The sequence below is a fragment of the Tabrizicola thermarum genome (genome assembly GCF_003574395.1).
Lineage (GTDB): Bacteria > Pseudomonadota > Alphaproteobacteria > Rhodobacterales > Rhodobacteraceae > Tabrizicola > Tabrizicola thermarum.
On the sequence record NZ_KZ984538.1, the window covers coordinates 1 to 23591 of the forward strand.

Sequence of the window (23591 nt, forward strand, 5' to 3'; positions counted from 1 at the left end):
GGCATCCTGATCAAGCAGGCCCGCGCCGAACATCACGGTGACGATCAGCGCCAGCTACACCACTCGACGGGACAGCATCGCCTTGCCCCTCGCCGCCGCCCCGAAACCCCGCGCCCCGGGCCTGACCCGGGGCCTCCTGTGTCACCCCGAGTCCCCGGCTCAAGCCGGGGTGGGACCTCCCGCACCCCGTAGGTCGGGCTTCAGACCGACTCTCTCCACTCCCTGTCATCCCCGCGAAGGCGGGGATCCAGTTTCCTCGGCGCGTTACGACTCCCCGCCGTCGCGGCGCTGATACGCCCCGCGTAGGTCGGGGTTCACCCCGACTCCCCCGGCCCACCACCCCTCACCCCACCCGACCCGCCCAAACCGCCTCCCCTCCCCCTCCGTGTAGAGGCGCCGGGGGTGGGAACCCACCCGCGGCACATCTTACCAACTCGTAAACGCCCACAGCCAACCCCTTGAAATCATTCACCCCAAAACAAGCGCCGCGCGCGGCGCTTGCCTGCCTCCGCCTGACCCGCTAGGAAACCCGGGACCCTTTCCCATGGCAGGCCCAAAATGCGTCTCTCCCGCTACTTCCTCCCCGTCCTCAAGGAAAACCCCGCCGAGGCGCAGATCGTCAGCCACCGCTACATGCTGCGGGCCGGGATGATCAAACAGCAGGCCGCGGGCATCTATTCCTGGCTGCCGCTCGGCTACCGGGTCCTGCGCCGGATCGAAGAGATCGTCCATCAGGAACAGATCCGGGCGGGTCACATCCCCTTGCTGATGCCCACCATCCAGCCCGCCGACCTCTGGCGCGAATCCGGCCGCTACGGCGACTACGGCGAGGAGATGCTGCGGATCACCGACCGCCAGAAGCGCGAGCTTCTCTACGGCCCCACCAACGAGGAGATGATCACCGACATCTTCCGGTCCCACGTCACCAGCTACAAGGACCTGCCGCTCACGCTCTACCACATCCAGTGGAAGTTCCGCGACGAGATGCGGCCCCGCTTCGGGGTGATGCGGGGGCGCGAGTTCCTGATGAAGGACGGCTACAACTTCGACGTGGACCGCGACAGCGCGCTGCACGCCTACAACCGCCACATGGTCAGCTACCTGCGGACCTACGAACGCATGGGGCTCACCGCGATCCCGATGCGCGCGGCCTCTGGCCCCATCGGCGGGGACAACACGCATGAATTCCTGGTCCTCGCCCAGACCGGCGAATCCGAGGTGTTCTACGACGACCGCGTGACCGCCCTGAAACTGGGCACCCGCGAGATCGACTATGACGACCGCGAACAGGTCGCGAAAGTCTGCGAGGAGTTCACCACCCTTTACGCCCGCACCGACGAGACGCACGACCCGGCGGTGTTCGAGACCGTGCCCGAGGCCCACCGCAAGGTCGGGCGCGGGATCGAGGTCGGGCAGATCTTCTACTTCGGCACCAAGTATTCCGCCGCGATGGGGGCCGAGGTGACCACCGCACAGGGGACCAAGGTTCCGGTCGAGATGGGCAGCCACGGGATCGGCGTTTCCCGCCTTCTGGGCGCGATCATCGAGGCCAGCCACGACGACAAGGGGATCATCTGGCCCGAAGGCGTGACCCCGTTCCCGGTCGGCATCGTGAACCTCAAGCAGGGCGACAGCGCGGCGGATGCGGCCTGCGAGGGGCTTTACAAGGCGCTCGCCGCGAAGGGGCTTGAGGCGCTGTATGACGACCGCGACGAACGGGCCGGGGCGAAGTTCGCCACGATGGACCTGATCGGCCTGCCCTGGCGGATCACCGTCGGGCCGCGGGGGCTGGCGAACGGGGTGGTCGAACTGACCTCGCGTCGCTCGGGCGAGAGCGAAGAGGTCTCTCCCGAGGCCGCAGTCGACCGGATCGCCCAGATCTACGCCGGGCGCTGAGTGGAAAAGGTCGCGGCCGCGCTTTACGGCCTCGACCTGTTGTTCCTGCTGGCCTTCCAGGTGATGAACCGGGACCAGCCGCCTTTTGCCAAGCCTGTCCGCGAATACGGGCTTTGCCGCCCTTGTGAAGCGATCAGGCTTGATCTTTCGCCTGCACCCGTCACCTTGCCGTCCGACATAGCAAACAGGAGAGCGTCATGGACTATCGTCGTCTCGGCAAATCGGGTCTGAGGGTCAGCGAGTTCTCTTTCGGCTCCTGGGTGACCTTCGCAAGGCAGGTGGACCTGCGCCCCGCCAAGGAGCTGCTGACCGCCGCCTATGACGCCGGGATCAACTTCTTCGACAATGCCGAAGGGTATGAGGCGGGCAAGTCGGAACTGGTGATGGGCCAGGCGATCCAGGAGCTCGGGTGGAGCCGCGACAGCTATATCGTCTCGTCCAAGGTGTTCTGGGGCGGCGAAAAGCCCACCCAGCGGGGTCTGTCGGCCAAGCATGTGACCGAGGCCTGCCATGCGGCCCTCAAGCGGCTTCGGGTCGACCACCTCGACCTCTATTTCTGCCACCGTCCCGACATCGACACACCGATCGAAGAGACGGTCCGGGCGATGCACAACCTGATCGTCCAGGGCAAGGTCCTGTATTGGGGCACGTCGGAATGGTCGGGCCAGCAGATCACCGAGGCGCATCTGGTCGCCCGCCGCGACGGGTTGACCCCGCCGACGATGGAGCAGCCGCAGTACAACCTCTTCGAACGCGACAAGGTCGAACACGATTATCTGCCGATCTATGACACCTACGGCCTCGGCACGACGATCTGGTCGCCCTTGGCCTCGGGCCTCCTGACCGGGAAATACAACGACGGTATCCCGCAGGACAGCCGCGCCGCCCTGCCGGGCTATGAATGGCTGCGCGACATCATCGCGGGACCCAAGGGGCGGCAGCGGGTCGAGCAGGTGAAGGCGCTGGCGCGGATCGCGGACGGCGCGGGGCTGCCGATCCATCACCTCGCGCTTCTCTGGTGCCTGGCCAACCCGCGCGTCTCGACGGTGATCCTCGGCGCTTCGCGGCTGGAGCAGTTGCAGGACAACCTGAAGGCCCTCGACCACAAGGCGAAGCTCACGCCCGATGTGATGGCCGCCATCGAGGACGTGGTGCAGAACAAGCCGGAAGCGCCGCAGCGGTTCTAGACGGCCGCCATCGTCACCACCAGATTGCCGGGCTTGTGGAAGCCTTCGGCAATGGCATGGGCACGGGCAAGCTCGGCAAAGGGCAGGACCGGACCCAGCGCCGGGGTGTAGCCGCCCGCCCGATGCAGCGCGACCAGACGCTGCATCGACGGCCGGTCGTCCCTGTTCGTGCCCATGATGATCCGCCGCCCCTCGCGCCGGGGCCGCAGGGTTGCGCCCAGCATCTCCCACAGGTCGGCGGTGATCTGGACATGGCGGCCCGCAGGGGCCAGCAGGCCCCGCGCGCCGGCCCAGCCCAGCTTGCCCATCACGTCAAGGATCACATCGAAGGGCCCGGGTGGCGGCATCCTGCGGTAATCCGTGACCTCCCCTGCCCCAAGCGCGCGGGCCAAAGGGTGATTGGCAGGCGAAGCGGTGGCGCTGACCCGCGCGCCGAGATGCCGCCCGATCTGCACCGCCGCCCCCCCGACCGCGCCGGTCGCTCCGCAGACCAGCAGCCGCTCACCCGGTTGCAGGCGCGCCCGGTCGATCAGGAACTCTGCCGCGGTCAGCCCGCCGAAGAAGAAGGCGGCACCCTCCTCGTGGGTCAGGCTGTCGGGCAGGGGCAGAACCCGGCCATCGGCGCGGATCACCAGAAACTCCCGATGCGCGCCGCCCTTGAAACCCGTCAGGCCAAAGACCCGCTGGCCGGGGGCAAACTCCGACACCCCTGCCCCAAGCCCGGCCACCTCGCCCGAAAAGGCCCAGCCTGCGGCCACCCTCGGGCGGCGCCAGCCGATGGTCGCCCGCAGCATCAGCCCCAGCCCGCGCGGCACCTTGCCCGAGCGCAGCCGCGCATCCCCTGCCGTCACGGGTGCCGCGCGGACCCGGACCAGGACCTCGCCGGCAGCGGGGGTGGGGATCGGCGCATCGGTGAAGGCGATGGTCTCGGGGCCGCCATAGGCGGTGTAGCTGGCGATCTTCATGCCGGCCTCCGGTTCGTTGCCGTGGACAGGCGAAGGATGACCACCTCACCAGCAAAGATCGACACCAGCCACGATGCGACGAACAGCATGTCGGCCCCCAGGCCCGTCGGTGGCGCGCCGGTGACCAGATAGATCGGGAAGAAGACCAGGCCGACCACCCCAAGCCCCATGCCGACCGCATAGGACCGGATCATCCAGGCGCGGTGGCGCTGGATGTCGCGGTCGCGGATTGCGGCCATCGCCAGCGCCAGTGCGACCAGCAGCGCCAGTCCGAACAGCCCGCGGGCGATATCGGCCACGGGTGTCCGGACCGATGTCACCTGCGCCAGCAGCGACAGGCCCGACAGGCCCAGAGCCGCACCCGCCACGACAAAGATCCGCCCGGCGATCCGGTGCAGCCTGCCGAAGCGGTGGCGCAGCGCCCGGACGAACTGCAGGGGTCCGGTGATCCCGAAGGCCACCCCGGCAAGGACATGGGCAAACCAGGCCACGGGCGCGACGGCCAGCCGGGCGCTGTCGGCAGGGTAGGTTCCGGTCGGGATCTGAAACACCTCTGTCAGGGATGTCAGGACCGGAATGACCGTCAGGAAGGCCAGCAGCAGGACAAGCGGGATCGGCCGCGAAAAGTAGCGGAACATGGGACTCTCCATGATTGTTGCGATCAGTCGTCGTGGTAGGTGAAGACCTCGTCGAGGCCGACGCCGAAGGTGCGGGCGATGCGGAAGGCAAGCTCCAGCGTGGGGAAATACTTGCCGTTCTCGATGGCAAGGATGGTCTGGCGGGTGACGCCGACCCGGTCGGCCAGGTCCTTCTGCGTCATCTCGCCCGCGTCAAACCGCAGGCGGCGGATGCGGTTCTCGATGCGGCCGGGTCGGGCGGCCATGCCTCAGGCCCCGCGCCGGTAGAGGACCAGCTTCATCGCGTCCTTGAAGGCCTCCGACAGGATGCACAGCGCAAGCACCATGTTCATCGCAAGGAAGGCGGTCTGGCCGAAAGCGAGGCTGACGATGATCCCCAGCAGCCCGAAGGACAGCAGGTACCAGGCCCAGATCAGCGCGCGGCGGTCGATGTCGCGGTCACGTTCGTCCCGGCGATCGTTCGGTTTCTCGCCGGTCAGGATGTTGTGCAGGACGGCAAAGGCGATGGCCACCGCGATGGCGATGCCGATCGACCAGCCGATCAGGACCAGAACCGCCCGCGCCCAGAGCTTCAGGGCCTCCGGCCCCTCGAAGACGCCCGCCGCGTGCTGGCCGGACAGGCGCCACAGAAACAGGCAGATCACGATCAGACTGGTGACCAGGCCGGACAGCGCTTCGCGTTCGCCATAGGACATGTCGGGCTCCCTTCTTGCGGATCGGGTAAAGTTCAGCGGACCTGAAGTCAACAATCTTTGACATAGTGTCAGGGATTCCAGACCTCGGCATGTCGATTGACCGCGGGTCCGGGCGCTCTTAGCCTGCGGCCAGAGCGAAAGGGTCGGACATGACGAAGGCACTGGTCACCTGGGGCGGATGGGAGGGGCACGAGCCCGAAAAGGTCGGCCCGATGTTCGCGGACTGGCTGCGCGAGGCGGGGATGGAGGTGACGCTGACCGACAGTCTGTCCTGCTTTGACGACCCGCAGGCGGTGCAGGCCTATGACCTGATCGTCCCGGTCTGGACCATGTCGAAGATCGGGAAGAGCCAGGCGCTGAACGTCTGCGCGGCGGTGGCGGCGGGGACCGGAATCGCGGGCTGCCACGGCGGCATGTGCGACGCCTTCCGCGAGAATGTGGACTGGCAGTTCCTGACCGGCGCGCAATGGGTGGCGCATCCGGGCAATGACGGGGTGGAATATGTCGTCCGCATCACCTCGGATGACCCTCTGGTCGCGGGCATCGGCGATTTCACCGTCAGGACGGAACAGTATTACCTGCATGTCGATCCGGCGGTGAAGGTCCATGCGGTCTGCGACTTCCCGGTGGTCGAGGGGCCGCACAGCGTGAACGGCCCCGTGGCGATGCCGGTCGTCTTCACCAAGGGCTATGGCCGGGGCCGGGTCTATTACAACGCGCTGGGCCACCAGAAGACCGTCATCGACCAGGGCCCGGCGGCGGAACTGATGCGGCGCGGTCTCCTCTGGGCGGCGCGGAGGGGCTGACGCTGCGTCCGATCCCGCGAAGGTGACTTGGCCCCGCGCCTTCCGCCGGTCATGCTTTGGCAACATTTGCCTGCAAGACTGAGCCCATGACCCTGCCCGCCGATCACTACCGGACCCTCAAGCGCGACCTCTCGGTAGAGGAGTTGCTGGCCGATGGCATCGTCCATGCGCTGGCGCTGCTGGCGGGGCTGATCGCCTTTCCGCTGCTGCTGTTCCACGGGCTTACCACGGCGGGGCCTGGCACCTTCGCGGCCCTCGCCGTCTATGCCGCCGGTTTCTTCCTGATGTGGGGCTTTTCTCTGGCCTACAACATGACCCCGCCTTCGGCGCTGAAATGGCTGCTGCGGCGGTTCGACCATTCGATGATCTATGTGATGATCGCCGGGACCTATACCGCAGTGATCCCGCATCTGGACGGGGTCTGGGCCTGGACGCTGGGCGCGGTGGTCTGGACGGGTGCCGCGCTCGGGATCGTGGTCAAGGTGGCGCTGCCGGGGCGCTATGACCGGCTGGCGATCCTGGCCTATGTGCTGCTCGGCTGGGTCGGCGTCATCGCCGCCGGGCCGGTGATGGCCGCGCTGCCGGCGGCCTCGCTCTGGCTTCTCGTCGCGGGCGGGGTGACCTATGTGGCGGGGGTGGGCTTCTATGTCTGGGAACGGCTGCACTTCCAGAACGCGATCTGGCACCTTTTTGTTGCCATTGCCGCCGGGCTGCACTTCGCCGCCATCGCCGTCGCCGTCGCCTGACCGGCCCGGCCGGTTGCCTTCGGCGCGCCCCCTGCCGTGGCCCGAGACGGCGTGGCTCAGGAAAGGGCAACCTCGACCGGCGCGATCCCGGACCCCAGCAGATCCTCGACGAAGAAGGCGGCGAACTGCGCGCGGCCCGAGACCCCCGCCTTCGCATAGATCCGCGTCAGTTGCGCCCGCACCGTCCCCTGCGCCGCACCGCGCAGGTCCGCGATCTCGGCCACGTCCAGGCCCTTCAGCGCCAGATACCCCACGTCCCGCTCGGCCGGGGTCAGGGCCCAGGCCGAAAATTGTGCCTCGATCACGTCGGACAGGGCACCTCGGGCAACGGCGAGGGCCTGATCCTGCGCGCGCAGGACTTCGATCGTGCGACGCAGGGCGAAGGTCCCGAACACGATACCCAGGACCAGCGCGGTGGTCACGATCGCCTCGAAGACGAAATGCGCCGAGGCCGGGTCATCGCGCAGATCGCCGATCACGTCCCCGACGTAGAACACCGCGCCCAGGGTCTGGATCAACAGGAAGACCGACAGCGCCACGGTCTGGCGGCGCCCGGCCGTTCGGATTTCAGGGCTGGTCGTCATTTGGGCCGATGGCCGGTCAGCATCGCCGCGACAAGGTTCCGCCGCAGGGCGCGGCTTTCCAGAAACACTCCAGCCAGGTGGAGCGCCGCCAGGACTAGCAACAGGTTCGCGGCCACTTCATGCACCTCCTTGGCAGCTTTTCCGAAGGCGCGATCCTCGTCTGACTCGCCTTCGCCGGTCTTGATCAAAGCAGACCAGTCGCCGGATGCAACCGCCGCCTTCTCCTCGGCGACCTGCATCGGTGTCGCACCGCCGGTCATCACAAGGCCGGTGACGATCACCACGGACAAGGTGGCCCAAAGCGCATAGGCCATCAGCGCTCCGGCCGGATTGTGCGAGGGATAGGGCCGCACCTGCCCCATCGCCAGATCGCGCAAGTGGCGCAGCGCGGCCATCGGGTTCGGCGGGAAGGCCGAGAATCGGGCCTCCGCCGGGCCGATCGCCCCCCAGACCAGCCGCATCACCAGAAGCGCCATCAGAACCCAGCCGACCGAGACATGGACAAGGCTTCCGCCCTCGTCCAGAAACGAATTCAGCACGACCGAGGCCGCGATGCCCCAATGCGTCAGGCGCACGACGGGGTCCCAGAGCCTGGGCGGAGCGACGGGAATACGGGTCCGGGGGGCGGCCATCTCAGTCTCCCGACTTGATGTCGGCAATCTTGCCGCTGGCCGGGTCGATGTAGATCTCCATGGTGGCACCGGTGGCGGCATCCTTGCACTTGGCCTCGACCTTGCCGCCCTCGGCTTCGAATTTGGTCACCGGGCAGCCGGCCTTTTCCAGAGCGGCCTTGGCCGTTTCGGGATCGGTGCCGATCAGGTCGCCCACGGCGGGCATCGCCAGCGCGGCCATCGGCATCGTTGTCAGCGCCAGAAGGGAAAGAAGTTTCAGTTTCATCGTCTTGCCTTTCGGTTGGACCCGCTTTGCACAACGGGTCTGGCCCGGAACACCCTGTCCCGGATGCCCCGACCATGACCCGCGGCAGACCCGGTCTCCATTGCGGGCCAGCTTACCCCGCACGGCCTAAGCGGATGCTGACAGCGGTTTTTCGCCGGAGCCGCCTCTTGCACGGGGCGGACGCTGCGGTGATATGTGGGACAAAGCGAAGGAACATGCGATGGCCCTGCCGATCAATCACCAGTTCCGCTACTGGGGCATCGCCGCTGCGGTGTTTCTCCTGGTCATCTGGGCACTGGGCGATGTGCTTCTGCCCTTCCTCGTCGGTGGCGCCATCGCCTATTTCCTCGACCCCGTTGCCGACCGGCTGGAGCGGGCGGGCCTCAGCCGCGTCACGGCGACCGCGGTGATCTCGCTCTTCGCGGTGGTCATGGTCGTGCTTCTGGTGCTGGCGGTGATCCCGACCCTGGTCAACCAGCTGACCGCACTGGTCAACGCGGCCCCGGACATCGCCAAAAGGTTGCAGGGGTTCCTTCTGGAACGCTTCCCGGACCTGGCCGATTCGACCTCGACCATCCGCCAGACCCTGGCCGAGATCGGCGCGGCGATCCAGTCGCGCGGGGCCGAGCTGGCGCAGGGCGTGCTCAGCTCGGCGCTGGGGGTGATCTCGGTCCTCTTGTTCATCGTCGTGGTGCCGGTGGTGGCCTTCTACCTTCTGCTTGACTGGGACGACATGGTGGCCCGGATCGACAGCATGTTGCCCCTCGACCATGCACCCACCATCCGCCGCCTCGCGCGCGAGATCGACGCCGTGCTCGCGGGCTTCGTGCGCGGCCAGGTCTCGGTCTGCCTGGCGCTGGGGACCTTCTATGCCGTCGCCCTGATGGCTGCGGGCCTCCAGTTCGGCCTGATCGTGGGCGCCATCGCCGGCGCGATCACCTTCATTCCTTACGTCGGATCGCTGGTGGGCGGCGCGCTGGCCATCGGGCTGGCGCTGTTCCAGTTCTGGGGCGACTGGGTGCAGATCGGTCTGATCGCCGCGATCTTTGCCGTCGGGCAGTTCGTCGAGGGCAACATCCTGACCCCGCGCCTTGTCGGCAAGTCGGTGGGCCTGCACCCGGTCTGGCTGCTGTTCGCGCTGTCGGCCTTCGGGACGCTGTTCGGCTTTGTCGGCATGTTGATCGCCGTGCCGGTTGCCGCTTCGATCGGGGTCCTGACCCGGTTCGCGATCGAGCAGTACCGCGCAAGCCTGCTCTATCAGGGCCGGGCGGGCGTTTCGGCGCAGAGCGCCAGCTTTACCAGCGCTCCCCCGCCCCCGGCTCCGGCCCGTCGCCCGCGCCGCAAACCGGCCGCCCCGAAAACGCAAGCCGGAGGTCCCGGCGCTTGACCCGCCAGCTGGCCTTTTCGCTGCCCACCGCCGAGGCCATGACCCGCGAGGATTTCTTCCTTGCGCCATCCAATGCCCTGGCGCTCCAGTCCCTCGAAGGCTGGCAAGGCTGGCCGGGCCGCAAACTTCTGCTGATCGGCCCCGAGGGCGCGGGCAAGACCCATCTGGCGCATGTCTGGTCGGCCCTGTCCGGGGCCGAGATCGTGGCGGGCCCCGACCTGGCCCAAGCCGACATCGCGGCACTTGCCGGCAGGCCCGTCGTGGTCGACGACGCCGACCGCATCGGTCCGGCCGAGGCGCAGCTCTTTCACCTGCACAACCTGGCCACCTCGGGCGCGGCGCTTCTGCTGACAGCCCGCACTCCGCCGCGGGACTGGGGCCTGACCCTGCCGGACCTTGTCAGCCGGATGCAGGCGACCCAGATCGCCACGCTGGATCTGCCGGACGACGCCCTTCTGTCGGCGGTCCTTGTCAAGCTGTTCGCAGACCGTCAGGTGGCCGTGCCGTCGAACCTGATCCCCTACCTGATCGGCCGGATGCCCCGTTCCATCGGTGCCGCGCGCGCGCTTGTGGCCAATCTTGACGCCCGCGCGCTGGCCGCCGGGCGACCGATAACCCGGGCGCTGGCAGCCGAGGTGCTGGACAGCCTTGGCCCCGAGTGAAACAGTGTCACAATCCCGTCACGCACCGCACGGCATAAGCGCGCCATGACCCAGGCCGATTTCCTCAAGACCCCCTTTCCCGCCCCTGTCGAGCTTCCCTTTGCGGAAACCGCCGGGCCGGGACGGTTCTTCAACCGCGAACTCAGCTGGCTCGCCTTCAACTGGCGCGTCCTCGAAGAGGCGGCGAATCCGGCGGTCCCGCTGCTGGAACGGCTGCGCTTCCTGTCGATCTCGGCGACCAACCTCGACGAATTCTACACCGTCCGTGTCGCGGGCCTGCGCGCGCTGGTGCGCAACGGCAATGCCACCCTGTCCGAGGATGGCCGCAGCCCGGCCGAACAGCTGCAACTCATCAACGCCGATGCCCGGCGGCTGATGCAGACCCAGCAGACCACCTTCAACCGCCTGCGCAAGGAGATGGAGGCGGAAGGGATCAGCATCCTCACCCGATCGAAGCTGACGGCGCGCGACCTCAAGCATCTGGAAGCGCACTTCCTCAACAACGTCTTTCCGGTGCTGTCGCCCCTGGCCATCGACCCGGCGCATCCCTTCCCCTTCATCCCCAACACCGGCTTTTCCCTGGCGCTGGAGCTGGAGCGGATGACCGACCACCGCCCGCTGAAGGCGCTTCTGCCGATCCCGCAGCAGATCTCGCGCTTCGTGCCCCTGCCGGGGAAAGAGGGCGAGCATCGCTTCCTCCCGCTGGAGGAACTGCTGCTGCTGCATCTGAACATGCTTTTCCCCGGCTATACCGACCGCGGGCATTGCACCTTCCGCGTGCTGCGCGACAGCGACCTTGAAGTCGAGGACGAGGCCGAGGATCTGGTCCGCGAATTCGAGACCGCGCTGAAACGCCGCCGCCGGGGCGAGGTGATCCGCCTGAAGCTCTCGGCCGGCGCGCCCGAGGACCTGCGCGACCTCATCATGGAGGAACTGCACGTCACCGAGGACGAGGTCGTCGAGGTCAAGGGCCTGCTGGGCGTGGCCGACCTGAAGGAACTGATCCTCCCCTCGCGCAAGGATCTGATGTGGCCGCCCTTCACCCCCCGGGTGCCGGAACGGGTGCAGGATCACGACGGCGACATGTTCGCCGCGATCCGGCAGAAGGACATGCTGCTGCATCACCCGTACGAGACCTTCGACATGGTCATCCGCTTCCTGCAGCAGGCGGCGACCGACCCGAACGTGCTGGCGATCAAGCAGACGCTCTATCGCACCTCCTGGGACAGCCCTATCGTCAGCGCGCTGTGCGAGGCGGCGGAATCGGGCAAATCGGTCACGGCGCTGGTGGAACTGAAGGCCCGCTTCGACGAGGCCGCGAACATCCGCCAGTCGCGCCGGCTGGAACGCGCGGGGGCGCATGTCGTCTACGGCTTCGTCAACTACAAGACCCACGCCAAGATCAGCACCGTGGTCCGGCGCGAGGGCGACCATCTGGTCACCTACACCCATTACGGCACCGGCAACTACCACCCGATCACCGCGCGCATCTACACCGACCTCAGCTTCTTCACCTGCGACCCGGCGCTGGGGCGCGATGCGACCAAGGTGTTCAACTATCTGTCGGGCTATGTGCAGCCCGAGGGGCTGGAGAACCTGGCGATTTCGCCCATCACGCTGAAGCCCCGGCTTCTGGAACTGATCGCAGCCGAGGCCGATCATGCCCGCGCCGGGCGGCCTGCCGAGATCTGGGCCAAGATGAACGCGATCATCGAGCCCGACGTGATCGACGCGCTTTATGCCGCCTCTCAGGCCGGGGTGAAGATCAGCCTTGTCGTGCGCGGCATCTGCGGCCTGCGTCCCGGCGTGAAGGGCCTGTCGGAAAACATCCGCGTGAAATCCATCGTGGGGCGGTTCCTCGAACATTCCCGCATCGTCTGCTTCGGCAACGGCTTCGGCCTGCCCGCCAGGAAGGCGCGGGTGTTCTTCTCCTCGGCCGACTGGATGGGCCGCAACCTGACGCGGCGGGTGGAAACCCTGGTCGAGGCGCATAACCCCACGGTGAAGAACCAGATCCTCAGCCAGATCATGGCCGCGAACCTGCGGGACGAGGCGCAAAGCTGGGTACTGTCCCCCGATGGCAGCTATGCCCGCGACCTTCAGCCCCGGGATGGCAAGCTGTTCAACTGCCACCAGTTCTTCATGGAAAATCCGTCGCTTTCGGGCCGGGGAACTGCGGCCAAGGATGCGCCCCGTCTGATCCCGGTCCGGGATGACGATCCGGGCGCCGTGGCCGCAGCGCAGTAGCGGCCGGGACAGGTTCCTTCGAAGGAATCTGCAAATCCTTTCGAAAGGATTCGCGCCTAGACGCCCGCGCCGGGATCGCGCAGCTGTTGCAGCCGCCCCGCCGCCGCCCGCGCGAAGGTCCGCAGAACCACCTTCCGCCGCGCGCCCGACAAGGGCGTCTCGGGCGCCATCCGCACCACCTCGGCGTCCCAGGCGTCGGCCAGGATCAGGCCGGTCCCTTCCGGCAGCAGCTCTACCGGGAAATCGGCATCCACCGCCCAGAAGAACCGGTCGCACCAGTCCAGATAGCCCTGCCACTTGCGGTCCGCGCGGAAATCCGCCCGGCCCGACTTGCATTCCACCACCCAGACCTCGCCCTTCGGCCCCAGCGCCATCACGTCCACACGCAGACCCGGAGCCGGGATCAGCTCTTCCACGCAGACGAAATCCAGCGCGCGCAACCCCCGGCAGACGCCGCGTTGCAGGCGCTGGCCCGGCAGGGCGGGCAGGGTCTGGGGCAGATCGACCGGCATGTCCATGCGCGGAAATATGAACCAAAGGTGAACATCTGTCCAGCCTTGCGGCCCGGCCCCCTGCGCCCTATCTTCAGCCTTGGCGGGTTCTGCTCCTCGCGTGCGGGGCCAATTTTCCAGTGGCCGATAAGCAAGCGAACGGGGGCTGGCTCTGCCTGGATCCTGGTCCAGGTATCTGGCGCCCACCTGAGACCTCTGGCTCTCGGGAAAACCCCGGTCCTCACGGTTGCTGCGGGCCCGCCGCCCAAGGTTGCGCGAACAGGGAAAACGGGGCAGGTCGCCCTGCCCCGTTCCCCGCCGGTTCCAGGTCCGAGGGAAATCAGAACCCGATCACCAGCGAGACGCCCAGACGGTTGTCCGTCCTGATCCCGCGCGCGTCGTTGTAGTCGGTCAGATAGCTGACCCGGGTCGACAGCGTGTCCGACATCTTGAAGTTCACGCCAAAGTCGTTGTTTGCCCGCAGCGCCGTGTCCGAGGACAGGATGTCGGTGTCGTTGGTCAGGAAGACCGCGTCCGAGATCTGGTAGTAGAACCGCGAGGAGGCCAGATAGCCGGTCTCGGTCTCGGAATTGCCCAGGCCGTCCTTCAGATAGCTGACACCGATACCCGCCTGCACGCGCCAGGCCATGTCGGGCGTGTTCACCACGCGGTAGCCGGGACCAAAGCCGACAAAGCCGTCGCGGGCGATGTCGTCGGCGGTCGAGGCAAGGCCGTCGCGCTGCACGCGGCCCAGACCGAACAGGTAGAAGCGGTCGTTCAGGTAGTAGTTCGCATCATAGACCGCGAAGAGGTCTTCCTTGGTCCTGACGCCCGCGTCCTTGGCGAAGTCCGCCGCCACGCCGAAGGTCTGCACCCAGTTGCCTTCGGCATAGCGCATCCGGGCGCCCAGATTGAACTCCTGGCTTTCGGTGTTGCCGGTGCGGGCGACATAGCCCAGCGCGGCGCTGCCGCTGAAGCCGGGCTTGTAGTCCGGGGAACCGAACCGCGCCGCGTCGTTCGACCGCGCCATGTCCTCGGCCACGTCCTGCTCGATGTCGGTGATGCGGTCGTCCAGGTTCTGGATGCCGGTGATGTCCTGCGCAAGCGCGGGCATCACGGCGAAGACAGCCAGGGCCGGGACAGTCAGGAACAGGTGCTTTTTCATCGTGAAACCTCATTCTCTGCAAGCGGGGCCGGAATGGCCGCGCTTCGGTAAGACAGAGATAAGATCCTGATAATGCTAAGAAAAATTTGGAATACTTGAGGGGGTCTCAAGTATTTCTCGTGGGGTCCGGGTCTTGATCCGGGGCGTCACGATCCCACTGGTCGGGGCGATGTCGGAAAACGGCCCGGAAATCAGTGCCATGCCCGCCCGGCCCCGGCGGATCAGGCTGGTCCAGGACCTCGCTGGCGTCCTCGCGCACGGCCGCCAGCGTCTCGGCCAGTGCCTTCTCTGCAACAGTGCGCAGACCTTCGTCGGTGTCATCGCGCCAGACGGCCCAGGACACCAGCGAAAATCCGGGCGCGTCCTGCACCGCGAAAAGCTGCCCGGTCTCCAGCGAGGCATGCGCAAGTCGGGTCGGGATATAGGCCGCACAGGGACGCGAGCGCAGGAACCAGGCCGCCATCGCCCCATCGCCAAGCGTCAGGCGCGGGTTGGTCAGACCCGGCAACGCGGTTTCGTGAAAGCGCAGGAACTCCGGCCCCCAGCCCACCAGCACATAGGCCGAGGCGACGCTTTCCACCGTGGCCTCGGCCCAGGGGCAGACCATGACCATCTGCTCTTCGATCAGGCGTTCGGAATGCAGGCCCGGCCGGTCCAGCGGCCCGTGGGTCAGCATCGCCTGCACTTCGCCTGAAAGCGCCATCTGCACCAGGCCGTCGGGCTCGGCCAGCACCGCGCGGATCTCCAGCTCGGGATGCGATTCACGCAGGCGGTCGATCCAGCGAAAGCCGAAACGCGGCCAGAGCGTGCTTTCCGCCCCGATGACCAGCGTCCGCGCGCGCTCGTCCAGCGCGCTGACCCGTTGCCGCGCCTGTTCCCAGTTGCGCAGGATCATGGTGGCAAAGCCGCGAAACTCACGCCCCGCCGCCGTCAGCACCACGCCCGCCTTGGTCCGTTCGAACAGCGGGCGGCCCAGCTGGTCCTCCAGCCGTTGGATCCGCAGCGAGACTGCGGATTGGGTCACGAACAGCCGACCGGCGGCGGCGCCGAAGGATCCGGTCGCCGAGACTTCGAGAAAGGTCTTGATCAGTTGCAGGTCCACGAACGCACTCCCGAGGAACAGGTCCCGGGACAGCTGCATCATTTGCGACGGAATCCAAGCCCTTGCGACCGCCGGGCCCAAATCCCTGCCCAAGGGCGCAGCAATTGCTCACAGCTATTCTGGCCGGGCGAAACCCGTCGCAGCAGATCGTGAGCCCGGTCGGATCAGCGCCGAGGCTGGCTGCTCCGCAGCGGGACGGCAGCGGGGACCGTGACAGGAACGGCAACCGGCTCACGCACGCCGCGCCCGCCGCGGGGGCCATCCTCGGCCTCGGCCATCCCCATGATCCGGAAGGCAAACTGGACGGCCGCGAACACGATGCCGTTGAACACGACCAGCATCACCGCCGCGACCCAGCCGATGCTGGAGCCAAGGACCAGATGCCCAAGCCCCGCCACGTCCAGCCACAGAAGGCCGACCGTGAAGGCCGCCGAAATCAGGAAGCCCAGCAGGACACTTTCGATGTAGAGACGGACGAGCTTTGACATGCGGACCTCCTGTCACGCTATAAAGACTAGGGGTGCCTCTGGCCGTTGCCAAGCCCCTTTCCCCGCGCCGTTCCGCCGCAGGGCGGGCGGTCACGCCTCCAGCGCCTCCAGCTCGTCGATGAAGCCTGCGATCATCGACAGGCCCTTGTCCCAGAAGGTCGGGTCGCTGGCGTCCAGACCGAAGGGCGCCAGCAGGTCCTTGTGGTGCATCGACCCGCCCGCCTTCAGCATGGCGAAGTATTTCTCCTGAAAGTCCGGCAGACCCGCCGCATAGGCGGCATAAAGCGCGTTCACGAGGCCATCGCCGAAGGCATAGGCATAGACGTAGAAGGGCGAATGGACGAAATGCGGGATATAGGTCCAGAAGGTCTCGTAGCCCGGCATGAACTCGAAGGCATCGCCCAGGGATTGCGCCTGCACCGACATCCACAGCGCGTTGATGTCGTCCGGCGTCAGCTCGCCTTGCGCGCGGGCGGCGTGCAGCTTGCATTCGAAGTCGTAGAAGGCGATCTGGCGGACGACCGTGTTGATCATGTCCTCGACCTTGCCCGCCAGCAGGGTCTTCTTCTCGGCCGGGGTCTGCGCCTGATCCAGAAGCTTGCGGAAGGTCAGCATCTCGCCGAACACGCTCGCCGTTTCCGCCAGCGTCAGGGGGGTGGAGGACAGAAGCTCCCCCTGCCCCGCCGCCAGCAGCTGATGCACTCCGTGGCCCAGCTCATGCGCCAGCGTCATCACGTCGCGCGGCTTGCCGAGGTAGTTCAGCATGACATAGGGGTGGACCGTGGTGACAGTGGGATGCGCGAAGGCCCCCGGCGCCTTGCCGGGCTTCACGCCCGCGTCGATCCAGCCCTTGTCGAAGAACGGGGCGGCAAGGTCCGCCATCCGGGGGTCGAAGGCGGCATAGGCCTCGGTCACGGTGCGGCGCGCCTCGGCCCAGTCCACCAGACGCGGGGTTTCCGTGGGCAGGGGGGCGTTGCGGTCCCAGACCTGCAACCTGTCCAGCCCCATCCACTTCGCCTTCAGCCGGTAATAGCGGTGGGAAAGCTTCGGATAGGCCGCGACCACGGCATTGCGCAGCGCCTCGACCACTTCGGGCTCGACATGGTTCGCCAGGTGGCGCGAATGCTGGGGCGAGGGCATCTTGCGCCAGCGGTCGTGGATTTCCTTTTCCTTGGCCAGCGTGTTGTGGATGCGGGTGAAAAGCTTGATGTTCCTGCCGAACACCTCGGCCAGCGCATGGGCCGCCGCCTCGCGCCGGGGACGCGCCGGGTCGGTCAGCAGGTTCAGCGTGGCTTCCAGGTTCAGCTCCTCGGGCTCGCCGTCCACGGTGAACATCAGCCCCGCCATCGTCTCGTCGAACAGCTTGTTCCAGGCGCTGGCGCCCACCACGCTTTCGTCGTGCAGAAAGCGTTCCAGCTCGTCCGACAACTGGTGCGGCCGCATCGCGCGCATCCGGTCGAAGACCGGCTTGTAGCGGGCGAGCCCGGCGTTTTCGGCCATCAGCCGCGCCAGATGGTCGTCGTCCAGCCGGTTGAATTCCAGACTGAAGAAGACCAGCGGAGTCGTCGCCGTCGTCACCCTGTCCTGGGCATTGCCCATGAACTGGGCGCGTTCGGGGTCGATGGTGTTCTGATAATAGCGCAGGCCGGCATAGGACATCAGCCGCCCGGCGATCACCTCGATCCGTTCGTATTCCTGCACGCAGGCCAGAAGGCCCGCCGCGTCCTGCCGGCCCAGACGGCCCTCGTAGGTATTGGCAAAAGCCGCGCAGGCGCGTTCCAGTTCCGCCATGTCGGCGGCGAATTCCGGGCCGTCCGGGCTGGGGTAAAGGTCCGTCAGATCCCAGTCCGGCAAATCGCCGAACCCGCCCCCGCTGGCATTGGCGTCGAAAACGGGCTGGGGCAGATCAAGGGTCATGGCACTCTCCGGGCTGGTTTCACATCATCTATGCGCCGGACCGGCCCGGGGAAAGCCCCCGACCGCTCCGCGTGCGCCTTTCGGCCTCTCGGCGTGGCGCCTCAGATCGCGACCGCCACCTCATAGGCGCGGTCCATCATCGCCTGGGTGCCGCGGACGAATTCCAGCGGGCAGGGATAGGCCGCCCCCGTCCGCACCGACCGCGAGAACGCCTCGACCTGAAGCCTGTAATGGTTCGCCGTGGGAAAGCGTTCCACCGTCACCCGGTTGCCGTTCTGATGCAGCTCTACCTCGGCCAGGTCGTTCACGTTGGCGTTGAACGGCCCGCCTTCCAGCCGGATCATGCCCTTCGTGCCCTGGAAGGTCGCCACCTGCCGGTTGTACATCCGCATCGAGGTCATCGAGCCATAGGTGAACCGCCCGCGCGGCCCCTCCATCGTCGCGGCCACCTGGGCGAAGACATCCACCCCGTTCGCCCAGGCGATCCGGGCCGAGAGGTCCACCGGCTCGGCCCCGGTGACGAACCGGGCGCAGCCGAAGGTATAGACCCCGATGTCGCGCAAGGACCCGCCGCCGGTTTCCGGCTTCATGCGGATATTGCCGAGGTCGGTCAGGTTGAAGCTGAAGGACACATCGGCATGGACCAGATCGCCGATCTCGCCCGCCTCGAACCACTCTTTCGCGCGCTGCCATTGCGGATGGTGGACGATCATGTAGGCCTCGGCCGCCAGAAGGCCCGATGCGTCACGCGCGGCGATGATCCGGTCGATCTCCTCGGCCCGCAGCGCGATGGGCTTTTCGGTCAGCACATGCTTGCCCGCCGCCAGCGCCTTCAGCGTCCATTCCACATGCAGATGGTTCGGCAGCGGAATATAGACCGCGTCGACCCCCGGATCGGCCAGCAGCGCCTCATAGGTGGGATGCACTGTCAGGCCGGGGCAGAAGGCCCGGAACCCCGCAGCCTTCGCCGGGTCCGACGTCGCCAGCGCCACCAGTTCGGCCCCTTCGGCGGCATGGATCGCGGGGGCCATGTGTTCGCGCGCGAAATTGGCGGCGCCAAGCACACCCCATCTGACTGGTTTCATGACCGCCCCCCCTGCTTGCCGGATGTCGGGCGCACTAGGGCAGAGTTTGCCGGACTATTCAACCCGCCGGAAGCGCAGGAAGGTCATCAGTCCGAAGGGCGGGACCTGGACCTGTTCCTCCAGTCTCAGCTTCGGATGGCCCAGCACCCGCTCGATGGCGAAATCCGAATGCCAGCCCAGAAGATCGGCCAGCGGTGCCGCCAGCCGCTCGGCCCAGGTCCAGCCCTCGGCCCGCCCGGCAAAGTGATTGGCGATCATGACCGAGCCGCCGGGCCGGCAGACGCGGGCCATCTCGTCCAGCACCCGCCCGGGCTCGGGGACGACCGACATGATGTGCATGGCAGCCACATGGTCGAAGGCGGCATCGGGAAAGGCGATCTCGCGGGCGTCCATCTGGTAAAGCCCGGCCAGGTTCTTCAGACCCTTCCGCTGGGCGCGGTTCGCGGCCTCGCGCAGCATCTCGGCCGACAGGTCGATTCCGGTGATGCGCACATTCGGGGCGTAGTAGTCCAGCGCAAGGCCGGTGCCGATCCCCACTTCCAGCACCACGCCGCCCTGGGCGTTGACATGGTTCGCAGCCAGGATGCGGCCGCCCTGGGTGATGCGGCCAAAGGTCAGGTCATAGACCGGGGCCCAACGACGATAGGTTTTCTGAATGGCATCGATCTGCATGCGACTCTCGTGAAAATTCCCGCGCCCGGGACTGTGCCCGGCCTGCGCAGGATTGCAAGCAAAAGACGCAACCCTGGCGTGCGTCAGCCGGTCGGCGCCCGGCGCCATCCCCGCAGCGCCAGCCACAGGACCCCCGCCAGATAGGCCAGGCACAGCGCCAGCAGCGTGACCCAGGGGTAGGTCAGGACCGCCGCGACAACCACCACCGCCGCCACCAGCACATAGCGCGCATGGTCCGAGGAAACGGTGATCCGCTTCAGCGACGGCGTGCGGACCCGGCTGATCATCAGCGCGCCGATCCCGACCATCCAGGCCGCCACCAGCACCGGCGAAATCTGCAGGGTCCGGTCCAGGGCAAAGACCAGATACAGCGGCGACAGCACCAGCAGCGCGCCCGCAGGCGAAGGCACCCCGATGAACGTGGTCTTCTCCGCCGCCTCTCCCGCCGCCACCTTGCTGCCCACGTTGAACCGGGCCAGCCGCAACATGCAGCAGACCACATAGACCAGCACCGCGATCCACCCCAGGCTCGTCTCGGGCCGCAGCCCCCACAGATACAGGACCAGCGCCGGCGTCACGCCGAAGTTCACGAAATCGCACAGGCTGTCGAGTTCCGCCCCGATGGCGCTTTCCGATTTCAGCATCCGCGCCAGCCGCCCGTCCAGCCCGTCCAGCGCCGCCGCGACGCCGATCAGCAGCACCGACAGCGTGTAATTCCCGGCAATCGCATAGCGGATCGCCGTCAGCCCCGAACACAGCGCCAGGATCGACACCAGGTTCGGCAACAGCTTCAGAAGCAAAAGCTCGCGCGGGGCGTCGGTCGGGTTGCGAGCCATGGGCTACTCCACCCGCGCCGCACGCGCCGGGGCGTCCTGACCGATCAGCGCGATCACCGTCTCGCCCGCGATCATGGTCTGGCCCAGCGCCACCTGCGGCTGCACGCCCTCGGGCAGGTAGACGTCCAGACGGCTGCCGAAGCGGATCAGGCCAAAGCGTTCGCCGGTCCGCACCCGTTCGCCCGGCTGCTTCCAGCACATGATCCGCCGCGCCACCAGGCCCGCGATCTGCACCACCGCGATCTTGCGGCCGTCCGCCATCTCGATGGCCAGCGCATTGCGCTCGTTCTCCTCGGATGCCTTGTCCAGCGAGGCGTTGAAGAACTTGCCCGGACGGTAGGCCACCGCCGTCACTGTCCCCGCGATGGGCGCCCGGTTCACATGGCAGTTGAAGACCGACATGAAGACCGAAACCCGCACCAGAGCCTCGGGGCCCATCCCCAGTTCCGCCGGAGGCACCGCGCGCTCGATCAGGCTGACCACCCCATCCGCCGGGCTGACCATGAGCCCCGCGTTTTCCGGCACCGCGCGCCGGGGGTCGCGGAAGAAGTAGTAGCACCAGACCGTCAGGCCCAGGCCCAGCCAGCCCAGCGGGTCCCAGATCCAGAACAGGATCAGCGTGACCAGCGCGAAGACGGGCACGAATTTCCACCCCTCGGGGTGCATCGGTTTCACAAAGGTGTCGATCATGCGCATGGGCGTCCGTCTACCGCTCCCTGCGCCGATGGGCAAACAAAAAGGCCGTGACGCGCTGTCACGGCCCCTTGCCCGTCTGCCCCGGCTCAGGCCGGGATCGCCATGCCCTTGCCGCGGGCCAGCTCGCGCATCCTGGCCTGCAACTTCTCGAAGGCCCGGACCTCGATCTGGCGGATGCGTTCGCGGCTGACGCCATAGCTTTCCGACAATTCCTCCAGCGTCACGGGCTCTTCCGACAGCCGGCGCTGCATCAGCACATCCTTCTCGCGGTCGTTCAGCACGCTCATCGCCTGCACCAGAAGCGCGCGGCGGGCGTCCAGCTCGTCCTTTTCCGCATAGGCTTCGGCCTGGTCGCTGTCCTCGTCCTCCAGCCAGTCCTGCCACTGGGTGGCGCTGTCCCCGTCCGAGCCCACGGTCGCATTCAGCGACGCATCCGACCCCGACAGCCGCCGGTTCATGTCGATGACCTCATCCTCGGACACCGACAGATCGCGGGCGATCTGGGCCACGTTTTCCGGGCGCAGATCGCCCTCTTCCAGCGCGCCGAGCTTGGCCTTGGCCTTGCGCAGGTTGAAGAACAGCTTCTTCTGCGCGCTTGTCGTGCCCAGCTTGACCAGAGACCACGACCGCAGGATGTATTCCTGGATCGAGGCGCGGATCCACCACATCGCGTAAGTCGCCAGCCGGAACCCCTTTTCCGGGTCAAAGCGCTTGACCGCCTGCATCAGGCCCACGTTCGCCTCGGAAATCACCTCGGCCTGCGGCAAGCCATAGCCGCGATATCCCATGGCGATCTTCGCGGCCAGCCGCAGATGGCTGGTGACCAGCTTGTGCGCAGCACTCGTATCCTGGTGATCGACCCAGCGCTTGGCCAGCATGTATTCCTCTTCCGGCTCCAGCAGAGGAAACTTGCGGATTTCCTGCAGATACCGGTTCAAGCCCTGTTCCGGGCTTGGCGCGGGAAGGTTCGTGTAGGTGCTCATCATTGCCCCCTAATCTGCCCGGTGCGTCAGCGCCCCCGGGAAGGCGATAACCTAAAGTAACCGCCACCCGCTTGCAAGGCCCATCTGACATTCAACTTTTAACGCCAAGTATAGGTTCCTCCGTGGCGCACAAGGAAACGTGTCAAGCGTTTCACGCGAATGTCAGGTGGGGCAAGGCGGCAGGCCCCATGTCGGGTTCTCCCCACCTGCCCTCGCGCGGTCGGTCTGCTAAGCCTCGGGACAACACCGCCCTTCGCCGCAGGTTGCCATGCGCCCTTCTCAACTCACCCCGCTCGCCGTCCTCACCCTTGCCTTGCTTCTGTCCGGTCCCGCCCGTGCCGAATACCCCTGCGGTTTCGCAGGACCCGGCGAAATCATCGTCGGCCAGACCGAGGGCGGAAACGGCGTGGCGTCGGTGCCGCTGTGCGAATACGTGGGCGAGGATGACGGCACCTACAACGATGACAGTGCTCCGCAGGGCTACTGGGTCGACCAGTATGCGACGCTGGTCTGGGGCACCGACAGGGGCGGCCAGCCAAGCTATGCCTGGTATCTGAACGCCCCCAGCCAGGCCGTCGCGGATGCCGGAGCGATGGACCAGTGCCGCGCCACGGGCCTGGCCGATTGCGTCGTCGCCACCTACGTCGTCAACGGGTCCATCGCGGTTGCCGTCGATACCGGCGGCATGTTGTACTCGGACTGGGGCACCGACCCGCGCGAGGCAAGGAAGAAGGTCCTGAAATACTGCAAGGCCCAGGGCGGCAAGGGCTGCAAGGTCGAACAGGTGCTCGACAGCCCGGCGGCCTGGGTCGGCCAGTAGGTCCGGCCGTCCTCGTCGCTGCCCGGCAGCTTGCTCTTTTCCAAAATACTCCCGCCGGAGGCCCCGGCCCCCACAGGCGCAGGGCCCGGCCTTCCGACCGGACCCTGCTCCTGTTTCCTCAGCCCTGGTTGTCGGCCTGCGCCCGCACCGAAACGCGCCCCAGCCGCGAGATGCGGTAGGGACCGCCGCCTTCCGACGCGATCAGACCCTTGCGCCGCAGCCGCTGGAAGACCTCCAGCGTGCAGTCGGCCAGGATCAGGCCGTCGCGGGTGACGCAAAGGATCTCGTCGATCCGTTTGCCGTTGCGCGAATGATCGATGCGCCCGCCCAGGGCGAGGACATGCAGCACGCGCTGCTCGGTCCGTGAGATGTTCATTCGGGTAAGTCCGTCGTATGTCGCCATGCCGGACCGGACGAAGGGAAAGGCACTTCGTCGGGTCGTTCATGTCATCCGGCGGGCCCCTGCGAAGGGGCGGATGACGTCAGCGGGCGAATACAATCTCGGACATAAGGGCACTCCATCGGCCGTTGGCGGCCAGTGCAAGGGGGAGATTACCGCAGACAACCGGCCCCCGCAACCGCGTGGGAAAACATTGCCAGAAGCTTAACGCCCACAGCCAACCAAT

Annotated in this window: 27 protein-coding genes; 9 read left to right on the forward strand and 18 right to left on the reverse strand. The window is 66.9% G+C overall.

Features of this window, described 5'->3' with window-relative positions; all coding sequences use genetic code 11:
• Nucleotides 1-558 precede the first annotated feature (558 nt).
• From proS to D5084_RS02825, 3 genes are read left to right on the forward strand one after another with little or no spacing between them, the layout of a single operon-like run.
• Nucleotides 559-1896: a proline--tRNA ligase gene (proS, locus tag D5084_RS02815; protein ID WP_128514000.1), complete on the forward strand. Its 1338-nt coding sequence runs from the start codon at nt 559-561 to the stop codon at nt 1894-1896.
• Complete coding sequence (locus tag D5084_RS02820) at nt 1897-2127, forward strand: hypothetical protein (RefSeq protein WP_128514001.1); 231 nt, start codon at nt 1897-1899, stop codon at nt 2125-2127.
• Complete coding sequence (locus D5084_RS02825; RefSeq protein WP_128514002.1) at nt 2094-3083, forward strand: potassium channel beta subunit family protein; 990 nt, start codon at nt 2094-2096, stop codon at nt 3081-3083. Before D5084_RS02820 ends, D5084_RS02825 begins: the two co-directional genes overlap by 34 nt.
• On the opposite strand, the gene D5084_RS02830 is transcribed toward D5084_RS02825, so the two are convergent.
• From D5084_RS02830 to D5084_RS02845, 4 genes are read right to left on the reverse strand one after another with little or no spacing between them, the layout of a single operon-like run.
• A complete protein-coding gene (locus D5084_RS02830) occupies nt 3080-4048 on the reverse strand; it encodes an NAD(P)-dependent alcohol dehydrogenase (RefSeq protein ID WP_128514003.1) in 969 nt (322 codons plus the stop codon). The two genes, D5084_RS02825 and D5084_RS02830, sit on opposite strands and share 4 nt — an antisense overlap.
• A complete protein-coding gene (locus D5084_RS02835; RefSeq protein WP_149078351.1) occupies nt 4045-4686 on the reverse strand; it encodes a DUF2306 domain-containing protein in 642 nt (213 codons plus the stop codon). Before D5084_RS02835 ends, D5084_RS02830 begins: the two co-directional genes overlap by 4 nt.
• 23 nt (nt 4687-4709) lie before the next feature.
• Nucleotides 4710-4931: a helix-turn-helix transcriptional regulator gene (locus tag D5084_RS02840; RefSeq protein WP_128514005.1), complete on the reverse strand. Its 222-nt coding sequence runs from the start codon at nt 4929-4931 to the stop codon at nt 4710-4712.
• A gap of 3 nt (nt 4932-4934) precedes the next feature.
• Complete coding sequence (locus D5084_RS02845) at nt 4935-5381, reverse strand: hypothetical protein (protein WP_128514006.1); 447 nt, start codon at nt 5379-5381, stop codon at nt 4935-4937.
• Nucleotides 5382-5530: 149 nt separating this feature from the next.
• Here D5084_RS02845 and D5084_RS02850 point away from each other — a divergent pair, with 149 nt between their 5' ends.
• A complete protein-coding gene (locus D5084_RS02850) occupies nt 5531-6187 on the forward strand; it encodes a ThuA domain-containing protein (RefSeq protein ID WP_128514007.1) in 657 nt (218 codons plus the stop codon).
• A gap of 86 nt (nt 6188-6273) precedes the next feature.
• On the forward strand, nt 6274-6933 hold the full coding sequence (gene trhA / locus D5084_RS02855) for a PAQR family membrane homeostasis protein TrhA (RefSeq protein WP_128514008.1): 660 nt from the start codon (nt 6274-6276) through the stop codon (nt 6931-6933).
• A gap of 56 nt (nt 6934-6989) precedes the next feature.
• Here trhA and D5084_RS02860 read toward each other — a convergent pair whose 3' ends face one another.
• Genes D5084_RS02860 through D5084_RS02870 form a run of 3 tightly spaced genes read right to left on the reverse strand, consistent with a single transcriptional unit; the run spans nt 6990 to nt 8414 of the window.
• A complete protein-coding gene (locus tag D5084_RS02860; RefSeq protein ID WP_128514009.1) occupies nt 6990-7517 on the reverse strand; it encodes a helix-turn-helix transcriptional regulator in 528 nt (175 codons plus the stop codon).
• A complete protein-coding gene (locus D5084_RS02865; RefSeq protein WP_128514010.1) occupies nt 7514-8149 on the reverse strand; it encodes a cytochrome b/b6 domain-containing protein in 636 nt (211 codons plus the stop codon). The genes D5084_RS02860 and D5084_RS02865 overlap by 4 nt, the downstream gene beginning before the upstream one ends.
• Before the next feature lies 1 nt (nt 8150).
• Nucleotides 8151-8414 carry a PepSY domain-containing protein gene (locus D5084_RS02870; RefSeq protein WP_128514011.1) on the reverse strand — a complete coding sequence of 88 codons (264 nt, stop codon included), beginning with the start codon at nt 8412-8414 and terminating at the stop codon, nt 8151-8153.
• A 220-nt stretch (nt 8415-8634) separates the two neighbouring features.
• Between D5084_RS02870 and D5084_RS02875 the strand changes: the two genes are divergently transcribed.
• Genes D5084_RS02875 through D5084_RS02885 form a run of 3 tightly spaced genes read left to right on the forward strand, consistent with a single transcriptional unit; the run spans nt 8635 to nt 12710 of the window.
• A complete protein-coding gene (locus tag D5084_RS02875; protein ID WP_128514012.1) occupies nt 8635-9801 on the forward strand; it encodes an AI-2E family transporter in 1167 nt (388 codons plus the stop codon).
• Nucleotides 9798-10463, forward strand: coding sequence for a P-loop NTPase family protein (locus tag D5084_RS02880; protein WP_128514013.1), 666 nt, complete (start codon nt 9798-9800; stop codon nt 10461-10463). The genes D5084_RS02875 and D5084_RS02880 overlap by 4 nt, the downstream gene beginning before the upstream one ends.
• Before the next feature lie 45 nt (nt 10464-10508).
• Complete coding sequence (locus tag D5084_RS02885; protein WP_128514014.1) at nt 10509-12710, forward strand: RNA degradosome polyphosphate kinase; 2202 nt, start codon at nt 10509-10511, stop codon at nt 12708-12710.
• 56 nt (nt 12711-12766) lie between these two features.
• On the opposite strand, the gene D5084_RS02890 is transcribed toward D5084_RS02885, so the two are convergent.
• The 10 genes from D5084_RS02890 to rpoH all read right to left on the reverse strand — a co-directional run bounded on the left by D5084_RS02890 (nt 12767) and on the right by rpoH (nt 22145).
• Complete coding sequence (locus D5084_RS02890; RefSeq protein WP_128514289.1) at nt 12767-13222, reverse strand: MmcB family DNA repair protein; 456 nt, start codon at nt 13220-13222, stop codon at nt 12767-12769.
• Nucleotides 13223-13541: 319 nt separating this feature from the next.
• Nucleotides 13542-14366: a DUF481 domain-containing protein gene (locus D5084_RS02895; RefSeq protein ID WP_128514015.1), complete on the reverse strand. Its 825-nt coding sequence runs from the start codon at nt 14364-14366 to the stop codon at nt 13542-13544.
• Between the two features lie 106 nt (nt 14367-14472).
• A complete protein-coding gene (locus D5084_RS02900; RefSeq protein ID WP_238382504.1) occupies nt 14473-15510 on the reverse strand; it encodes a LysR family transcriptional regulator in 1038 nt (345 codons plus the stop codon).
• A gap of 122 nt (nt 15511-15632) precedes the next feature.
• On the reverse strand, nt 15633-15956 hold the full coding sequence (locus D5084_RS02905; RefSeq protein WP_128514017.1) for a hypothetical protein: 324 nt from the start codon (nt 15954-15956) through the stop codon (nt 15633-15635).
• Nucleotides 15957-16046: 90 nt separating this feature from the next.
• Nucleotides 16047-17873 (reverse strand): M3 family oligoendopeptidase, encoded by a 1827-nt coding sequence (locus tag D5084_RS02910; protein WP_128514018.1) that lies wholly within the window; start codon nt 17871-17873, stop codon nt 16047-16049.
• A gap of 101 nt (nt 17874-17974) precedes the next feature.
• Nucleotides 17975-18958, reverse strand: a complete 984-nt coding sequence (locus D5084_RS02915; protein ID WP_128514019.1) for a Gfo/Idh/MocA family protein — start codon at nt 18956-18958, stop codon at nt 17975-17977.
• Nucleotides 18959-19012: 54 nt separating this feature from the next.
• Nucleotides 19013-19630, reverse strand: a complete 618-nt coding sequence (locus D5084_RS02920; RefSeq protein WP_128514020.1) for a class I SAM-dependent methyltransferase — start codon at nt 19628-19630, stop codon at nt 19013-19015.
• A gap of 83 nt (nt 19631-19713) precedes the next feature.
• Nucleotides 19714-20466 (reverse strand): CDP-diacylglycerol--serine O-phosphatidyltransferase, encoded by a 753-nt coding sequence (gene pssA, locus D5084_RS02925; protein WP_128514021.1) that lies wholly within the window; start codon nt 20464-20466, stop codon nt 19714-19716.
• Between the two features lie 3 nt (nt 20467-20469).
• Nucleotides 20470-21162 (reverse strand): phosphatidylserine decarboxylase, encoded by a 693-nt coding sequence (locus D5084_RS02930; protein WP_128514022.1) that lies wholly within the window; start codon nt 21160-21162, stop codon nt 20470-20472.
• A gap of 86 nt (nt 21163-21248) precedes the next feature.
• A complete protein-coding gene (gene rpoH, locus D5084_RS02935; protein WP_128514023.1) occupies nt 21249-22145 on the reverse strand; it encodes an RNA polymerase sigma factor RpoH in 897 nt (298 codons plus the stop codon).
• A 268-nt stretch (nt 22146-22413) separates the two neighbouring features.
• Here rpoH and D5084_RS02940 point away from each other — a divergent pair, with 268 nt between their 5' ends.
• Nucleotides 22414-22965, forward strand: coding sequence for a DUF4189 domain-containing protein (locus D5084_RS02940; protein ID WP_128514024.1), 552 nt, complete (start codon nt 22414-22416; stop codon nt 22963-22965).
• Between the two features lie 118 nt (nt 22966-23083).
• Here D5084_RS02940 and D5084_RS02945 read toward each other — a convergent pair whose 3' ends face one another.
• Nucleotides 23084-23341: a YjhX family toxin gene (locus D5084_RS02945; protein ID WP_128514025.1), complete on the reverse strand. Its 258-nt coding sequence runs from the start codon at nt 23339-23341 to the stop codon at nt 23084-23086.
• Between the last annotated feature and the right edge of the window lie 250 nt (nt 23342-23591).

Excerpts from the sequence above, each read along its gene's own strand:
- proS (WP_128514000.1), top strand. The coding sequence starts at position 559 with ATGCGTCTCTCCCGCTACTTCCTCCCCGTCCTCAAGGAAAACCCCGCC.
- D5084_RS02825 (WP_128514002.1), top strand. The coding sequence starts at position 2,094 with ATGGACTATCGTCGTCTCGGCAAATCGGGTCTGAGGGTCAGCGAGTTC.
- D5084_RS02830 (WP_128514003.1), bottom strand. The coding sequence starts at position 4,048 with ATGAAGATCGCCAGCTACACCGCCTATGGCGGCCCCGAGACCATCGCC.
- D5084_RS02835 (WP_149078351.1), bottom strand. The coding sequence starts at position 4,686 with ATGTTCCGCTACTTTTCGCGGCCGATCCCGCTTGTCCTGCTGCTGGCC.
- D5084_RS02840 (WP_128514005.1), bottom strand. The coding sequence starts at position 4,931 with ATGGCCGCCCGACCCGGCCGCATCGAGAACCGCATCCGCCGCCTGCGG.
- D5084_RS02845 (WP_128514006.1), bottom strand. The coding sequence starts at position 5,381 with ATGTCCTATGGCGAACGCGAAGCGCTGTCCGGCCTGGTCACCAGTCTG.
- D5084_RS02850 (WP_128514007.1), top strand. The coding sequence starts at position 5,531 with ATGACGAAGGCACTGGTCACCTGGGGCGGATGGGAGGGGCACGAGCCC.
- trhA (WP_128514008.1), top strand. The coding sequence starts at position 6,274 with ATGACCCTGCCCGCCGATCACTACCGGACCCTCAAGCGCGACCTCTCG.
- D5084_RS02860 (WP_128514009.1), bottom strand. The coding sequence starts at position 7,517 with ATGACGACCAGCCCTGAAATCCGAACGGCCGGGCGCCGCCAGACCGTG.
- D5084_RS02865 (WP_128514010.1), bottom strand. The coding sequence starts at position 8,149 with ATGGCCGCCCCCCGGACCCGTATTCCCGTCGCTCCGCCCAGGCTCTGG.
- D5084_RS02870 (WP_128514011.1), bottom strand. The coding sequence starts at position 8,414 with ATGAAACTGAAACTTCTTTCCCTTCTGGCGCTGACAACGATGCCGATG.
- D5084_RS02875 (WP_128514012.1), top strand. The coding sequence starts at position 8,635 with ATGGCCCTGCCGATCAATCACCAGTTCCGCTACTGGGGCATCGCCGCT.
- D5084_RS02885 (WP_128514014.1), top strand. The coding sequence starts at position 10,509 with ATGACCCAGGCCGATTTCCTCAAGACCCCCTTTCCCGCCCCTGTCGAG.
- D5084_RS02890 (WP_128514289.1), bottom strand. The coding sequence starts at position 13,222 with ATGCCGGTCGATCTGCCCCAGACCCTGCCCGCCCTGCCGGGCCAGCGC.
- D5084_RS02895 (WP_128514015.1), bottom strand. The coding sequence starts at position 14,366 with ATGAAAAAGCACCTGTTCCTGACTGTCCCGGCCCTGGCTGTCTTCGCC.
- D5084_RS02900 (WP_238382504.1), bottom strand. The coding sequence starts at position 15,510 with ATGATGCAGCTGTCCCGGGACCTGTTCCTCGGGAGTGCGTTCGTGGAC.
- D5084_RS02905 (WP_128514017.1), bottom strand. The coding sequence starts at position 15,956 with ATGTCAAAGCTCGTCCGTCTCTACATCGAAAGTGTCCTGCTGGGCTTC.
- D5084_RS02910 (WP_128514018.1), bottom strand. The coding sequence starts at position 17,873 with ATGACCCTTGATCTGCCCCAGCCCGTTTTCGACGCCAATGCCAGCGGG.
- D5084_RS02915 (WP_128514019.1), bottom strand. The coding sequence starts at position 18,958 with ATGAAACCAGTCAGATGGGGTGTGCTTGGCGCCGCCAATTTCGCGCGC.
- D5084_RS02920 (WP_128514020.1), bottom strand. The coding sequence starts at position 19,630 with ATGCAGATCGATGCCATTCAGAAAACCTATCGTCGTTGGGCCCCGGTC.
- pssA (WP_128514021.1), bottom strand. The coding sequence starts at position 20,466 with ATGGCTCGCAACCCGACCGACGCCCCGCGCGAGCTTTTGCTTCTGAAG.
- D5084_RS02930 (WP_128514022.1), bottom strand. The coding sequence starts at position 21,162 with ATGCGCATGATCGACACCTTTGTGAAACCGATGCACCCCGAGGGGTGG.
- rpoH (WP_128514023.1), bottom strand. The coding sequence starts at position 22,145 with ATGAGCACCTACACGAACCTTCCCGCGCCAAGCCCGGAACAGGGCTTG.
- D5084_RS02940 (WP_128514024.1), top strand. The coding sequence starts at position 22,414 with ATGCGCCCTTCTCAACTCACCCCGCTCGCCGTCCTCACCCTTGCCTTG.
- D5084_RS02945 (WP_128514025.1), bottom strand. The coding sequence starts at position 23,341 with ATGAACATCTCACGGACCGAGCAGCGCGTGCTGCATGTCCTCGCCCTG.